The sequence below is a fragment of the Agrobacterium pusense genome (assembly GCF_013285525.1).
GTDB lineage: Bacteria > Pseudomonadota > Alphaproteobacteria > Rhizobiales > Rhizobiaceae > Agrobacterium > Agrobacterium pusense.
On sequence record NZ_CP053858.1, the window covers coordinates 130,034 to 144,974 of the forward strand.

The window sequence follows — 14,941 nt, forward strand, 5'->3', positions numbered from 1 at the left end:
TTAAATATGAAGAGTAGAATGAGAAAATATCTTAGGCAGCTGGCATTTCGCGTCGAAAAGTCCCGCCAGTGGCTAAACGCTACGACAGCTTTCACTTTTCTGAGTGTGCTGAAACGCTTTCCTGTCGATCCAGCAATCAGGTTTGCAGACGGTGTCGCACGCAAGATCGGACCCCTGACGCCGCGTCATCAGCTTGTTGTTCGTAATCTGGAGCTGGCCTATCCAGAAAAGTCAGAAGAGGAACGACAGAAAATCGCGCTGGAGAGTTGGGGACACATGGGTAGGCTTGCCGCCGAGTATGTTTTCTTGGACCAGCTATTTGATTTTAATCCCGAAAGCTCTGAAGCCGGTAGGATTGAAGTCGTAGGCATGGAAGAGTTTCAAGAGCTTCGCGACAATAAACGCCCATTTATCGTTTTTACCGCTCATACTGGCAATTTCGAGTTGCTGGCCGTCGTTGGAGCTGCTTTTGGCCTGAACGTCACATCACTTTTTCGCCCCCCAAATAATCCGTACGTCGCGGAAAAAATCCACAGCTTTCGAAAGGAGCGTATGGGAAACCTTGTTCCGTCACACGCGGGATCATCGTTCGCCCTTGCACGTCAATTGGAACGCGGTGGGGGTGTAGGGGTGTTGGTTGATCAGAAGTTCCGGAAGGGCCTCCCGACCAGGTTCTTCGGGCAGGACGTGCTAACAAACCCTTTACTTGCAAAACTAGTGCGGCAATTCAACTGTGACGTTTATCCCGCCCGTTGTGTTCGTTTGGCTGACAATCGATTTAGACTTCACCTTGAATCTAAGATGTCGATACCCCGCAACGACGGAGGAATCGTAGATGTTCAAAGGACGGCCCAGCTTCTGAATGAAAAAGTTGAAAGTTGGGTACGTGAATATCCAAGCCAGTGGCTTTGGTACCATGATCGCTGGAATCGCAGAAGTCGTTGACGCGACTGCTCTTCGCTATGACCCCTTGGTGAAGATGCCTAGTAGCAAGTTGGCTTGTGACGGCTGACTTGTCGCCTCAAATCTAGTGGCGGACCGTGAATTTCTACCCAAATCTTACGAAGAAAACACCAGTGCTTCGAGGCCTGCCAGTTCTGCTGCTCTCAGATCGCTAAGCTTGGATACGTCTACAGCGACTGACCCATCACCTCTTGGCTCATTTTTGGAGAGGATGGCAATAATCCCCTCTACGAATGGCTTTGCAGCGGCGAGTGGGCCTGCTAAAATGACATGCGCCGGTGAAAGGATAGCCAGTAGGCTTGCAATCGCAGCGCCGACAGCTTCTCCTGCTTCCCGGAAGATGAGAGTTGCCCGACGATCGCGGGCATTTGCCTGCCTGATCGCATGGGGCACCCCAAGGCGTAAACCGTCTTGTCCACTGGCGTTTATTTGATCCAGATGCCCGAGCCGCTTCAGGATAGCCCCGGCGGAAGAGATGCAATCTAATGGCTGCCAGGTGCCACTCATAGAATCATAGAAGGTTCTCACTGTGTCGAGCCTTCCTTCGAACATGGTTCGTGATGAATTTTCGGCGACGACAATCAGGCTGACATCTATCGAAAACCCAGCATGGACCATGATGCTCGGTGATCTCGGAATGATAGCCTCTTGACGGGTTTCTGCAATATGCAGCGCGTCGGCGATGGCAGTCCTACTTACAGGAGCGGAAAAACGAGTTTCAATCTCGCTCGCCAGTGCACTGAGCCATTCGTCAGTGTCAGGTTCTTCCGGGATGTGCAGGTCAGGGGATGAAACGAGCTCAATTCCGCACAGTTTTCGATAACCAAGATTGGGTTGGCTTGCTACGCGATCTCTCATCAATGCGCACTGGTTGAGGAGATCGACGGAAAGGTTATCGAATTGGGCAGAGATGACGTCCTCCGCGATACGCTGACCGAGAAGATTAATGATCGAGATTTTTTGTTCGTATTTTGAAAGCACGATGCACAGCAGAAAAATAGTTGTGTCGTTCAAAAAGAGTCCGACATTAGGGCGGCCGCGGGCTGCCTTCGGCGCAGTCGCGCTTTCGACAAGAAAGCCGTCGGCGATCAACTCACGGGTAATGCGCGAAAGATTGGAATCGGTGCTTTCAAGCTGGCGTGCAAGTTCTCGCCGGGACACCCCTGGCGTGTGACGAATTGCTGCCAAGACAGCAGCCTTCTTTAGCAGTTTAAGGCGAGAGGCGGGAACAAGCATGTTGCGACTTTTGAGAGTACATTCCGGCTACGTTTGCGTCATCCAGACTGGAAATTCAATACTGGCTAGCGAATAAGCAAGGTCTACATCTGCCCTATATGTGTGCATGCAATGCACACTTTATGTGCGTTGGCCCGTTTTCTTTCACATCTCGGTTTTTTCCAAATCATCAGGTCGTTAAAATTATGAACTAAATCAGACTATTAGCATTTATTTGCGGGTCGCAAATAAATTGGCACGGCCTTTGCAACGATGGCAGTGTCGGGCGAGTGGGTCGCCGTTAAATCGGAGCAATATGATGGATCGTCGAAGTTTCCTTATAAATACTGCTGCTGCAGGCGTCGCCCTTGCCACGCCCGCCCTGATAGCCAACCGCGTTCAAGCTGCCGAAATGCTAAAGCTCGGATGCCTATTCTCCTCGTCAGGAACAATGGCAAACATCGAAGGGCGTTTGAGTGCCGTCGTAAAAATGGCGGCCGATGAGCTGAACGCAAAAGGTGGGGTTCTTGGAAAGCAGGTACAGGTACTGGCGACCGATCCTGCATCCGACTGGCCGCTTTATGCTCAGTTAGGGCGCCAATTGTTGCTGCAGGATCAGTGCTCCGCGCTGTTCGGCTGCTGGACGTCTGTCTCCCGAAAATCGGTGCTCCCCGTCGTGGAGCAGAACAACGGTCTTCTGTTCTATCCTTTGCACTTCGAAGGTGAAGAAAATTCCAAGAACGTCGTTTACCTGAACTCACCTCCGGCGAGCTCGGTGTTGCCAGCACTTGAATATCTCATGGGCCCTGATGGCGGCGAGGCAAAGCGTTTCTTCATGCTTGGTTCAGACTATGTGTGGCCACGCACAATCAACAAGATTTGCAAGGGCTATTGGGCGTCGAAGGGTTTCGACGAAAGCTCGTGGAAAGAAACCTATGTTCCTGTGGGATTCTCTAACTTCCAGACGATCGTCAACGATATCCGCCAATTCATCAACCAGCCGGGTGGCCAGCCCATCATCATCCTTACGGTGGTCGGCTCTTCTATCCCTGACTTTTTAAAGGAAATTATCAATCAGGGTATCAAGGCGACGGACATTCCAGTTCTCGGACTGGATATGCTTGAGGCGGATCTTGAGGGGCTTGATACCACGACACTTGTCGGTCACCTCAACTGCTGGGCCTACCTGCAAAATGCCGACGCGCCTGCGAACACCGCGTTCAAGACGAATTGGAGTAATTTCGTGAAGGCTGGAGGTCTTCCATATTCCCCTACGACGGTTATCGATCCGATGGTCTCAGCCTATGACGGTGTCCACCTGTGGGCAAAAGCCGTTGAGAAGGCTGGTCAGGCCGATCCTGATGCCGTTCGTGCCGCCTTCGATGGGCTGAGCTTCAATTGCCCCTCGGGTTACGACATCAAGATGACAGCCGAAAACAACTACGTTTCGCGGGGGGTATTTATCGGTTCGGTCAATGAAGCCCAAGGGTTTGATATCCTTTGGCAATCAAAAGACACGCCGAAGCCGGTTCCGTTCAGTCCATACATGTGATCTCGTCATGGGAAATCTTAAGATGTTAGTTCGGACGATCGGTCCCGCCATTTTGTGGCGGGGCTTGTTCTCGATGCTATTACTGGTCGCTGCCTTGGGGGCGGCTAAAGCCGAAGACGCGACGAAACAGAATATTGTCGCACGCCTATGCTCGTCAGCGGCAGCAGAGCAGTTAAATGGCGTTTCCGAACTGCTTGCTGCGATTGAAACGGACAAAGCCGAACCTGTTTGGGGATTGGCAATTCTGGACGCAATCAGCCGGAGAGCTTTGATTTGTGAAGAGCCGGAAGCGGTGGTGACTACATCGACTGGGGTGATTTCGGCCATTTCATTGGCGCCATTATCCCACGCGCCACACAGTAAAACGGGCGCGCTGGTCAACCTTAGAATGCGGGGGACAGTGGACGCAAGTCTGGCCCTGCTTCGTCTGCTTGTCGATAACAGCGGCCCTGGCGCAATGAGAGATGCCGAAGAACTGGGCAAGCGGGTCCAGATGGTACCAATCGCTCTCATTGAACGCGCTGCGAATCTTGCGACCAGTAGCGCGCTGGCGGAAAAGCTGAGAGATCTCGTCGCTTCGGGAGCTCTTCACGACGACGATCCCGCAAAAAAACTGGCCGCGATCGCGACGTTGGCGGCTTCACCGTCGAGCCACAATCTCAGCTTGCTTTTAGATGCGCAGAAAAATCTGAAGCCTGAAGACACCGAAATTCAAAAAGCCCTTTCCTCAGGCATCTCAAAGACGCGGTTGTGGCTTGAGATTGGCCAGATATCTCAGTTGGCTTTCAGCGGATTGAGTTATGCCAGCATTCTTTTCATGGCTGCCATGGGACTTGCCGTCATCTTCGGGTTGATGGGGGTCATCAATCTCGCCCAGGGCGAACTGATCATGATTGGAGCCTACGTCACGTTTCTGGTGCAGGAGGCTTTGAAACTGCTGGCTCCAGGATTAGTCGGCTACTATCTGCTGATAGCAATACCTTTTGCTTTCTTGGTTACCGGCGGCGTCGGCGTCGCGATGGAAGTCACCGTTATCCGTCATTTGTATAAGCGTCCGCTGACGACGTTGCTGGGCTCCTGGGCCATAAGTCTGCTGCTGATCAACCTCGTGCGGGTACTGTTTGGCACGCAGAACCTGGAATTTGTCACCCCTGTCTTTTTGAGCGGTGGCGCTCATATATTCGCTGACTTTTTCGTGACCTGGAACCGCCTTTTCGCGATCGCATTTGCGTGCATCGTATTATGCGCCGCGCTTTTCGTCCTGCGTTTTACCCGGCTCGGTCTGTTTATTCGTGCGGTTACAGAAAACCGCACCATGGCAAATTGTATTGGCGTTTCGGTGAGGTTCGTGGATATGGTCGCCTTTGGCCTGGGCGCCGGACTGGCCGGGCTTGCGGGTCTCGCTCTTTCTCCTATCTACACCGTCAATCCCGGCATGGGTACAGGCTTCATCGTGGATGCCTTCATGATCGTCGTCCTTGGCGGCGTCGGCAGTCTCGTCGGCACAGCCGTTGCTGCCCTGAGCATAGGCATGATCAACGTACTCATAGAACCGGCTTATGGAGCGGTGGCAGCGAAGGTCATCGCACTTTTGATCATCATTCTTTTCATTCAGTTTCGTCCAGAAGGCATGATTGCCCAGAAGGGGAGACGTTAACATGCGAGACATCCTGTTCTCCTACCGCCAGAAAATTGTAGCCGAACGCCGAACAAATCATGTCATCGCTATGCTTCTGGTTTGTCTCGGCCTGACCATACTGGCGTTTGGCGTCACTGGCGCCGGGCCATCAAGCTACTTTCTCAATCTCGTCGGTCAGATAGCGACGTTTGGCATGCTTGCCATATCGCTCGATCTTATCTGGGGCTACGCGGGAATTCTCAGCCTTGGTCATGGATTGTTCTTTGCGATCGGCGGCTATGTGATCGCGATGCACATGGTGAAAGTCGGTTACCTCTCAACGGGTGCGCCGCCGGACTTCATGGTGTTTATGGGATGGAATGATCTTCCATTTTATTATGCAGGCTTGGAATATGCGCCGTATGCGCTGCTTGTCGCTGTTTGTGTTAGTGCGCTCATCGCCTTCGTAATTGGTTACAGCGCCTTTCGGTCGCGGGTGGTCGGGGTCTATTTCTCCATCATCACCCAAGCCTTCGTTTATGTCGCCATGCTACTGATGTTTCGCAACGATACCGGTTTCGGTGGAAACAACGGCATGACCGGGTTTAGCATGCTGTTTTCCTGGCCCCTTGCTGAACGCCGGACCGTCGCATTTCTCGCCGGGATATCCGTGCTCTGCACTGCCCTCTTGCTTTTCGCAACGGCTAGGTTGGTGACGTCTCGTTTCGGTCAAATGCTTATCGCCATCCGGGATGATGAGGCTCGACTGCGATTTCTCGGCCGTGAAACCCTTTGGATCAAACTCGGAATCTGGACGCTATCTGCAACAATAGCAACGCTTGCCGGAATTCTTTATGTGCCTCAGGTCGGTATTATCAATCCGAGGGTTCTGGCGCCCGATCTCTCTCTGGAGATCGCGGTGTGGGTGGCGATTGGCGGGCGTGGTTCGCTGTCAGGCGCGCTGCTGGGAGCGATCGTCATCAGCACTCTGAAATTCATTCTGACGGCTGTTGCACCAGATCTCTGGCCATTCATTCTCTCCGCACTCGTACTTTTTGTCGTCGTGATGCTTTCGAATGGCCTGAGCGACCTGCCGGGGATGCTTGCAACGAGAGTAAGAAAGATCGCGCGATGACCGAGGCACTTCAGGTTGATGGCGTTACCGTCACGTTCGGGACATTTCGGGCCATCAACAATCTAACATTTCATGTCGATTACGGGACCGTTTGCGCGATCATTGGCCCAAACGGTGCAGGGAAAACGACCCTACTCGACGCCATAACGGGGAAAAGTCCTGTTTCTAACGGCTCCATAACACTGGATCGGCGGATTGAGCTGACAAAACTTCAGGAGCCGGAGATCGTTCTCGCCGGCGTTGGTCGGAAGTTCCAGAAGCCAAGCATTTTCGAAGCACTGACCCTGATGCAGAATCTCATGCTTGCGTTGAACGTCGCTATGCGCAGATCGCTCATTGAGCTGTTTTCTCTACCAACGGCCCAGCAGGTGCAGCTGATGGAACAGACGTTCGAAACGATCGGTATGTCTGATCAGCATGACCAGATTGCCGGCACTCTGAGCCACGGCCAGAAACAGTGGCTGGAAATTGGCATGCTGTTGATGCAGCAGCCGCGAGTTCTTCTGCTTGACGAACCCGTGGCCGGAATGAGCGACAGTGAAACTGAAAGAACGGCGCACTTGATCGAAAAGCTGAAAAGCCCCGATCGCGCCATCGTCGTCATCGAGCACGATATGGAGTTCGTCGAGAAAGTTGCTGACCGGGTGATCGTCTTGGATGGAGGTCAGCTTCTGGTCGAAGGGCGTATGGAGGCCGTTAAATCGGATCCACGTGTCGTCGAAGTCTATCTGGGGCGATGATCATGGGACTTACCGTAGAAAAACTAAATCTGCATTATGGCAGTAGCCACGCGCTGAAGAATATTTCATTTGAAACAGCGCCAAAGGGATGCACCGCCGTCATGGGACGCAATGGCGCCGGTAAAACGACGCTTTTGCGTTGTCTTATGGGCGTGCTGCCGTCAACCTCGGGCCGTATCGCCTGGAACGGCACGGACGTTACCAGCTTGCAGCCATTCCGTCGCGTAAGAGAAGGTTTCGGATACGTCCCCCAGGGGCGGGAAATTTTCGCGAACCTCACCGTCGGGCAAAATCTCGAAATTGCTGCCGCGGCGGCCAAGGTCGAAGACCCGGACGAGGTCATTGCCGAGGCCGTCGCGCTCTTCCCCGTCATTGGGGAGATGTGGAAACGCAGAGGCGGTGACCTCTCCGGCGGTCAACAACAGCAGTTAAGCATAGCCCGGGCGCTCGTAACGCGGCCGGATCTACTAATCCTTGATGAGCCGACCGAAGGCGTCCAGCCTTCAATCGTTAGTCGAATTGAAGACGTCATCGCGCAGTTGCGTGGTCGCCTCTCCATCCTGCTCGTCGAACAATATTTCGACTTCGCGCGCTCGATTTCGGACCATTACGTGGTCCTCTCCCGTGGCGAAGTCGTCCTGCATGGCGCCGCATCGGACATAAACGATGAAGCCGTGAAACGACATCTCTCAGTCTAAGATAGAAAGTGATATATGATGTTTGAAGTGAAGGCCTCCCCTGAGAATCTTTATTGGGGCTATTTTGATGCAGAGACCAAGCCAGTTTTGACCGTTCCCTCCGGATCGGAAGTGATGCTGCATACGCTACCGGCCTGCTTTGAAGAAGACGTTCCCCCGAATTCCGCGTTGGTCACGCCGGATCACCGGCTAGCGCTGGACAATCTTGTGCCGGGGGGCGGTGACGGTAAGGTCGTGGCAGGTCCAGTTGGTCCCCATGTGTTGACTGGTCCGATCTTCGTGGAAGGTGCGATGCCGGGAGACGTTCTTCAGGTCGATATTCTGGAAGCCACTCCACGGCAAGACTGGGGTTTTTGCGCAATCTTGCCGCTTCTGGGAACCCTGCCGGAGGAATTCACGAATTATGAGCGGCTACACATTTCTATCGATCGCGCCCGGAAGACGGCGCAATTGCCGTGGGGCCTGGAAATTGACCTAGATCCGTTTTTCGGAATTATGGGAGTTGCGCCACCAAAGGAATGGGGACGAATTGGCACCCCGGAACCACGGGCATTTGGCGGCAACATGGACAACAAGGACCTCCGGCCTGGCAGTACGGTTTACTTTCCCGTCTTCAACGAGGGAGCGCTTTTCAGCGCCGGCGATGGACATGGATGCCAGGGACATGGTGAGGTCTGCATTACAGCGCTGGAGACAGCACTCAACGGCGTCTTTCGCCTGACCGTGCGCAAGGACATGAAACTCACCCAGCCTTTTGCCGAGACCCCAGACAAACTCATCTCGATGGGCTTTAACAGCGACCTTGATGAAGCAGCCCGGCAGTCGGTGCGTGAGATGATAAGGCTTATATGCGAGCGGACCAATTTGGATAGGAACCAAGCATACATGTTATGCTCGCTGGTCGCCGACCTGCATGTTACTCAGCTTGTTGACATCAACAAAGGCGTGCATGCAATCCTCGAAAAAAAACACCTCGTAAACGCATCGGCCAGTCGCTGAGATTTGAATTCTGATCTCGTGTGACTTACGCAAGAAATTTGCGCACACGCTGAAATTTTGTGAGTTTAACAAGGTGCCCACCAAAACAGGTGGACACCAATGTCTCCTATCTTTCAAGCTGCATTTGCAGCTTATTGGAGATGACAATCACTTCTGATTGACGACTGCTGCGGCGAACATCTCCGGTGGAGATGGGTCGCGCCAGCCGAGCGACAACAAGCTCACCGGGGCGAGCTTTCAAGGGCGCCACGTAGCCGAAGTCACCGCCAAGCTGTTCGGGTGGTCGACACCTGATTTCCGAAGCTGCAGCTGCTATAAACCTTACCATCTTCTCTGTGTTGTAGGTATTAATGAAGTATCGAAGTTAACTAACAAGGTCGCAATCTTTACGGGTGCGTCAAAGGGCATTGGGGCGGGTATCGCCAAGAAGCTGGCCAAGAATGTGTTTCGGCGTGGAATATTGACCGCTCTGGCGGGGTGACCGGCGGCCAATTTTGACCCCCCACCTGTTTCGACTGACCATCCGTTGTTGATTGCCACTGAGAACTGACCCAGCGTTTCCACCGAGAATTGACCCGCCTGTTAGGTATGTTTCGGGTCTGCGGTCGTGGTCAAGTTCCTCGTTTTCTCCTTTGTCGTTTTGGTGTCGTGCGCGGAGCTGTTCTTGAAGCGGAAGCTGTCGTTTCCGGTCTCAAGGATGTGGCAATGATGGGTAAGCCGATCGAGCAATGCCGTGGTCATCTTGGCATCACCGAAGACGCTGGCCCATTCACTGAAGCTGAGGTTCGTGGTGATGATGACGCTGGTTCGCTCGTAGAGTTTGCTCAGCAGATGGAAGAGCATCGCACCGCCTGATGCACTGAACGGCAAGTAACCGAGCTCATCGAGGATGACGAGATCGGAGTGGACGAGCCGATTGGCGATCTGGCCGGACCGTCCTTGCGCCTTCTCCTGTTCCAGCGCGTTGACCAGCTCGACTGTTGAGAAGAACCGGACCCGTTTGTGGTGATGCTCGATGGCCTGGACACCGATCGCGGTGGCAATGTGTGTCTTGCCCGTGCCGGGGCCACCTACCAGAACAATGTTGTTTGCGTCGTCCAGGAAGTCGCAGCGATGAAGCTGCTGCACGAGCGCCTCGTTGATCTCGCTGCTGGTAAAATCGAAGCCATTCAGATCACGGTAGGCAGGAAAGCGGGCGGTCTTGAGCTGGTATGCAGTCGATCGCACCTCCCGTTCGGCTGTTTCCGCTTTCAAGAGCTGCGACAGGATCGGAATGGCTCCCTCGAACGCAGGCGATCCTTGCTCAGTCAGCTCACCGACAGCTTGTGCCATTCCGTGCATCTTCAGTTGCCGCAGCATGATGACGATCGCGCCGCTTGCTGGATTATGACGCATGGCGAGCCTCCGTCTTTCTCAGGGCATCGTATCGTTCGACATTGGCCTGAGGCTCGTTGATGAGGGTCAGGGCTTGCGGCGCATCGATGGTCGGCGGCGTGAAGGATTTGCCGTCGACAAGTCGATGCAGCAGGTTCAGCACATGCGTCTTGGTCGGAACGCCGGACTTCAGCGCCATGTCGACTGCCGACAGGACGGCCTGTTCATCGTGCTGAAGGACCAGCGCCAGGATATCGACCATCTCCCGGTCTCCGCCTGGCTTCTTGAGCAGATATTGTTGCAAGTTCCGGAATGCATCGGGGCGCTCGGCGAACGGTGCGCCATTGCGAAGCGCACCCGGCTTTCGCTGCACCACCGCCAGATAGTGCCGCCAGTCGTAGATCGTCTGCCCTGGCCTGTCGTGGGAGCGGTCAATGACGCGACGATGCTCGCAAACGATTTGTCCTTCTGCGGCGACCACAATACGGTCCGGGTAAACCCGTAGGCTCACCGGCCGATTGGCGAAGGATGCCGGGACGCTGTAGCGATTACGCTCCAGATGCACGAGGCAGGTCGGAGAAACACGCTTGGTGTATTCGACAAACCCATCGAAAGGTCTGGAAACAGGCATAAGCGCGGGTGCTTCCTCCGCCCAGATGTCGGCAATGGTGCCACGCATCTGACCGTGCGGGGTCTGTGCCCAGAACTCCTTGCAGCGTTGCTCGAGCCAGTCGTTCAGGGCATCTAGCGATGGAAAGCGCGGCGTTGGCTGCCACAGACGATGACGCGCGTCCTGAACGTTCTTCTCGACCTGTCCCTTCTCCCAGCCGGAAGCCGGATTGCAGAACTCGGGTTCGAACAGGTAGTGGCTGGCCATCGCCTGGAAGCGGACATTGACATCACGCTCTTTCCCGCGGCCGACCTTGTCGATCGCAGTTCGCATGTTGTCGTAGATGCCACGGCCGGGGATACCTCCAAACACGCGGAATGCATGGTTATGGGCATCGAACAGCATCTCGTGCGTCTGCAGAAGATAGGCCCGCACGATGAAGGCGCGGCTGTAACTCAGCTTCGTGTGCGCCACCTGCAGCTTGGTGCGCTCATTGCCGATGATCGCCCAATCTTCCGACCAGTCGAACTGGAAGGCTTCGCCGGGGTCAAACGCCAGGGGCACATATGTCCCGCGACCCGTCGTCTGCAATTCCCTCTGTCGATCATCACGCCATTCCCGCGCGAAGGCCGCCACCCGATTGTAGGAGCCCTCGTAACCAAGGCTCATCAGATCGGCATGCAACTGCTTCATCGTCCGCTTCTGTTTACGGTTCTTCTTGGATTCAGTCTTCAGCCAAGCCGATAACCGATCTGCAAACGGATCGAGCTTGCTCGGCCGCTCCGGGACCTTGAACTTCGGCTCCACGCCGTTCAGGCGCAGGTATTTGCGGATGGTATTGCGGGACAGGCCGGTCCTGCGGCAAATCTCCCGTATCGATAAATGGTCTCGATAATGCCAGCGTCGGATCACGCTCAATAACGCCATGTCGATCACTCCATAGCCCCCGCTGAAAACACGCGAGGGAAGGTTGGAACATGGGTCAATTCTCAATGGAAATATCAGGCCACGCCGGGTCAGTTCTCAGTGGCAATCAACAGCAATAAAGATTGCACATGGCAGCAATTCCTCCGTTGCGACCGAATGCAGCTATTGCGCGTGCTTCGCTTGCTCGCCAATCCGTCAGTCGAGTCGTAAACGTCGGAATTGTCCTGTCGCTCCTGCAAGACCTCGAAGGAACAAGCCGCAGCAGCGCGGGGGTCTGCCGACAACTGGCCCTGCCGGCAGACCCCCGCGCTGTAGCCTGCGCGATCGGGGAACGGTCCGGCAAGCGGGTGTGTCAGCGTCTGGAGTTGGTTAGCTCCTGTCTCCCAAGGAATCCCTAAAATCTTTTAGTCGTCGTGAGCATGGCATCAATGGCCGCCGAACTACATGTTGATCCTCGGGGCGCTGCGACAGATTATCCAGGACGGCTGGTGTGAGGACGGAGAGATCGCTCCGTCAAACATCTTGTCTCTTGTGACCAGAGCCGGGGAGCTCGGGAATCATCTGACGAAGCAGGTTCCGTAGAATTGAACGCACCTCGATAGTAGCAGCAGATTGTTCTCGATCACGGGGAGCGATGAGGCGAACTTCACGTATAACCGCCGGATTTGTCAGAGGGCGGGCGACGATGCCACGACCGCGCAATGCAGTAAAAGCGTACGCAGGCAAGACAGCGATACCGGCATTGACCTCGACCAGCGATAAGACCGTATGAATCTGATTGACCTCCAAATGGGGTCGAAGTGTCAAGTTCGCGTGTTCGAAACCGATTTCGGTCAGAAGCCGAATATTGCTTTTCTGAGTCAGCGTGATGATTGGTTGATTGTCCAGTTCTGACCAGCCGACCTGCTCGTGTGCGGCGAAATCGTGATGGGGTGACACGAAAATCATGAGTTGATCGCGCAACGCAGTCTGACTTTCGACGTCGGGATCTTCACCGGAAAAAGTGCCAACGCCAAGATCGCAACGTCCGTTCCGGACCTGTTCTATGACGACTTCAGGCCCCACATCCACGATCTTGATAATGAGGTTGGGGTGTTCATCGGCCACGCGGCGGACGAGATGCGGAAGCACTGTCGTGCACAGCAAGGGCGGGGCTGCGATACTGACTTGACCGCGCCGCAATTTCCCCAGATCACGCACAATTTCGGCAGCGCGGTCGATTTCGGCCAAGCCGGCGAGTGCTCCTTCGGCGAAGGCGCGGCCGGCATCTGTCAAGCTGACGCGCCGTGTCGTCCTGTCGAAAAGCCGCGCCTCCAGCACTGTTTCCAGATCACGGATTGTATGTGAGAGGTTAGCTTGGGTCGTCCTGACACGTTCAGCCGCGCGGGAAAAATTCCCCAGTTCGACAACGGCCTGGAAGCATTCGATCTGCCGGAGAGTCGGGCGCATTGGCTTCACTTATGAGTTTTTCATTATAAATATATTCTGCTTAGATTACTTCTCGAATAAAAGAAAGTGGTGCTCGATGAGGACGACACGGGTTTTGATTTGCCCGACCCCGAAGCGAGGTTTCCGATGAAATATGACCGGCAGAACGCTAAAGCCTACTCTCGCGCTACGATGCGTGGTATCTGGGCCGCGGCAAACACGCCTTTCAACAAAGATGGATCGATCGACGAAGGCGGCTTTCGCAAAAATGTCGACCACTGGATTAACGATCTCGGCATAGAGGGACTTTTCGTTGCGGGAAAGCAGGCCGAGTTCTTCGCGATGTCGGTTGATGAACGAAAGCGCATGTTCGACATGGCTGTCTCAGCAGTCGGTGACAAGGCCCAGACAATCATGTCCTGCTCGGATCAGAACCTGGATGTGGTGATCGATTTGGCCAAGCACGCGCAGGCCTGCGGCGCCGACTATATCGTCGTCCATGCGCCGGTTCTCCATTTTCTGCGAGCACAGGACGAAACACTGATTCGCTATTATGAAACGATAGCTTCAAAGGTGGATATCGGACTGGCACTGTGGTCCCATCCCGATAGCGGCTATTTGATGAGCCCCGAACTCTGCAATCGTCTCGCCGATATCGAAACAGTCGTCGCGATCAAATATTCGGTACCGCGCGACCTGTACCGCAAGCTCACCGAACTGGCGGGCGACCGCATCCTGGTTTCAACTGCATCGGAAAACGAGTGGCTGGACAACATTCTCGAGTTGGGCTGGCAGCTATATCTCTGCTCTTCGCCGCCCTACACTCTGCAAACCAAGGTTGATCGCCGGATGCGCGACTATACCGATCTGGCATTTGCCGGCAAGGATATTGAGGCACGCGCTGTCTGGCAAACTCTGGAGCCCGTCCGTCATGCGTTCAAGTCAACACGACCGGCTGAAAAGCCCACCTCACACCAAAAATATTGGCAAGAGCTGCTCGGTCAAGTCGGTGGGCCCGTTCGCGCGCCAATGCTTGAGCTGACCGATCCCGAGAAACGGGCCATCCGGCAGGCATTTGATGGCTGCGGTCTAAAACTTTCCTAAGCGAATCAAAAAGGGGAACGAGAATGACTAAACTAAGTGCGTTCAATTTTCATAACTGGATAGATGAACACAAGCATCTGCTAAAGCCTCCTGTCGGCAATCAGCTGGTGTTCAAGGATGCAGACCTCATGGTCACGGTAGTCGGTGGTCCGAACAAGCGCACCGATTACCACGACGATCCGGTCGAAGAGTTTTTCTATCAGCTTAAGGGCGACATGCTGCTCAAGCTGCACGATACATCGACTGGCGATTTCTACGACGTACCGATCCGCGAGGGGGATATCTTCCTTCTGCCAGCGCATATCCGTCATTCGCCGCAGCGTCCGCAGGAAGGTTCCATCGGCCTGGTAATCGAACCGGCTCGTCCCGAGGGCGTTCTCGACGCCGTCGAGTGGTATTGTTTTGAATGCAACGGCCTCGTTCATCGCGCCGAAGTTGATCTGGAATCGATCGTCGACGATCTACCGCCACTTTACGCCGCCTTCTACAACGATGAGAAACTGCGTACCTGCCCGCATTGCAATACCGTTCACCCCGGTAAAAACCCGCCTGAAGGTTGGGTTGCGCTCTAATATTGG

The 14,941-nt window shown here is 54.5% G+C and carries 13 protein-coding genes and 1 pseudogene; 10 read left to right on the forward strand and 4 right to left on the reverse strand.

The annotated features are described in order from the left end of the window. Positions 1–18 precede the first annotated feature (18 nt). Positions 19–945 (forward strand): lipid A biosynthesis lauroyl acyltransferase, encoded by a 927-nt coding sequence (locus tag HQN82_RS23710; protein ID WP_173616116.1) that lies wholly within the window; start codon positions 19–21, stop codon positions 943–945. A gap of 114 nt (positions 946–1,059) precedes the next feature. Here HQN82_RS23710 and HQN82_RS23715 read toward each other — a convergent pair whose 3' ends face one another. Beyond that, complete coding sequence (locus tag HQN82_RS23715; RefSeq protein WP_173616117.1) at positions 1,060–2,151, reverse strand: ROK family transcriptional regulator; 1,092 nt, start codon at positions 2,149–2,151, stop codon at positions 1,060–1,062. A gap of 346 nt (positions 2,152–2,497) precedes the next feature. Here HQN82_RS23715 and HQN82_RS23720 point away from each other — a divergent pair, with 346 nt between their 5' ends. The 7 genes and pseudogenes from HQN82_RS23720 to HQN82_RS25580 all read left to right on the forward strand — a co-directional run. Beyond that, positions 2,498–3,730, forward strand: coding sequence for an urea ABC transporter substrate-binding protein (locus HQN82_RS23720; protein WP_427832755.1), 1,233 nt, complete (start codon positions 2,498–2,500; stop codon positions 3,728–3,730). A 7-nt stretch (positions 3,731–3,737) separates the two neighbouring features. Further along, positions 3,738–5,387 carry an urea ABC transporter permease subunit UrtB gene (gene urtB, locus HQN82_RS23725; RefSeq protein WP_234904961.1) on the forward strand — a complete coding sequence of 550 codons (1,650 nt, stop codon included), beginning with the start codon at positions 3,738–3,740 and terminating at the stop codon, positions 5,385–5,387. Between the two features lies 1 nt (position 5,388). After that, positions 5,389–6,483, forward strand: coding sequence for an urea ABC transporter permease subunit UrtC (urtC, locus tag HQN82_RS23730; RefSeq protein WP_234904962.1), 1,095 nt, complete (start codon positions 5,389–5,391; stop codon positions 6,481–6,483). Continuing rightward, a complete protein-coding gene (gene urtD / locus HQN82_RS23735) occupies positions 6,480–7,223 on the forward strand; it encodes an urea ABC transporter ATP-binding protein UrtD (RefSeq protein WP_173616119.1) in 744 nt (247 codons plus the stop codon). The genes urtC and urtD overlap by 4 nt, the downstream gene beginning before the upstream one ends. Beyond that, entirely contained in the window at positions 7,220–7,921 is a 702-nt protein-coding gene (gene urtE, locus HQN82_RS23740; RefSeq protein WP_345791270.1) for an urea ABC transporter ATP-binding subunit UrtE, read from the forward strand. Before urtD ends, urtE begins: the two co-directional genes overlap by 4 nt. 15 nt (positions 7,922–7,936) lie before the next feature. Continuing rightward, the gene (locus HQN82_RS23745) at positions 7,937–8,920 is read left to right on the forward strand and encodes an acetamidase/formamidase family protein (RefSeq protein WP_427832756.1); all 984 of its coding nucleotides are present in this window, start codon (positions 7,937–7,939) and stop codon (positions 8,918–8,920) included. A gap of 169 nt (positions 8,921–9,089) precedes the next feature. Further along, positions 9,090–9,200 (forward strand): annotated as a pseudogene (locus tag HQN82_RS25580) (NAD(P)H:quinone oxidoreductase); the annotation flags it as partial. Between the two features lie 302 nt (positions 9,201–9,502). On the opposite strand, the gene istB reads toward HQN82_RS25580, so the two are convergent. From istB to HQN82_RS23760, 3 genes are all read right to left on the reverse strand, one after another. Next, positions 9,503–10,315 (reverse strand): IS21-like element helper ATPase IstB, encoded by an 813-nt coding sequence (gene istB, locus HQN82_RS23750; RefSeq protein WP_173616120.1) that lies wholly within the window; start codon positions 10,313–10,315, stop codon positions 9,503–9,505. Next, the gene (gene istA / locus HQN82_RS23755; RefSeq protein WP_173616388.1) at positions 10,305–11,831 is read right to left on the reverse strand and encodes an IS21 family transposase; all 1,527 of its coding nucleotides are present in this window, start codon (positions 11,829–11,831) and stop codon (positions 10,305–10,307) included. The genes istB and istA overlap by 11 nt, the downstream gene beginning before the upstream one ends. 513 nt (positions 11,832–12,344) lie before the next feature. Continuing rightward, the gene (locus HQN82_RS23760; RefSeq protein ID WP_173616121.1) at positions 12,345–13,280 is read right to left on the reverse strand and encodes a LysR family transcriptional regulator; all 936 of its coding nucleotides are present in this window, start codon (positions 13,278–13,280) and stop codon (positions 12,345–12,347) included. A 126-nt stretch (positions 13,281–13,406) separates the two neighbouring features. Here HQN82_RS23760 and HQN82_RS23765 point away from each other — a divergent pair, with 126 nt between their 5' ends. Then, positions 13,407–14,363, forward strand: a complete 957-nt coding sequence (locus HQN82_RS23765; protein WP_173616389.1) for a dihydrodipicolinate synthase family protein — start codon at positions 13,407–13,409, stop codon at positions 14,361–14,363. Positions 14,364–14,386: 23 nt separating this feature from the next. Further along, entirely contained in the window at positions 14,387–14,935 is a 549-nt protein-coding gene (locus HQN82_RS23770; protein WP_173616122.1) for a 3-hydroxyanthranilate 3,4-dioxygenase, read from the forward strand. The last annotated feature ends 6 nt before the right edge of the window (positions 14,936–14,941 follow it).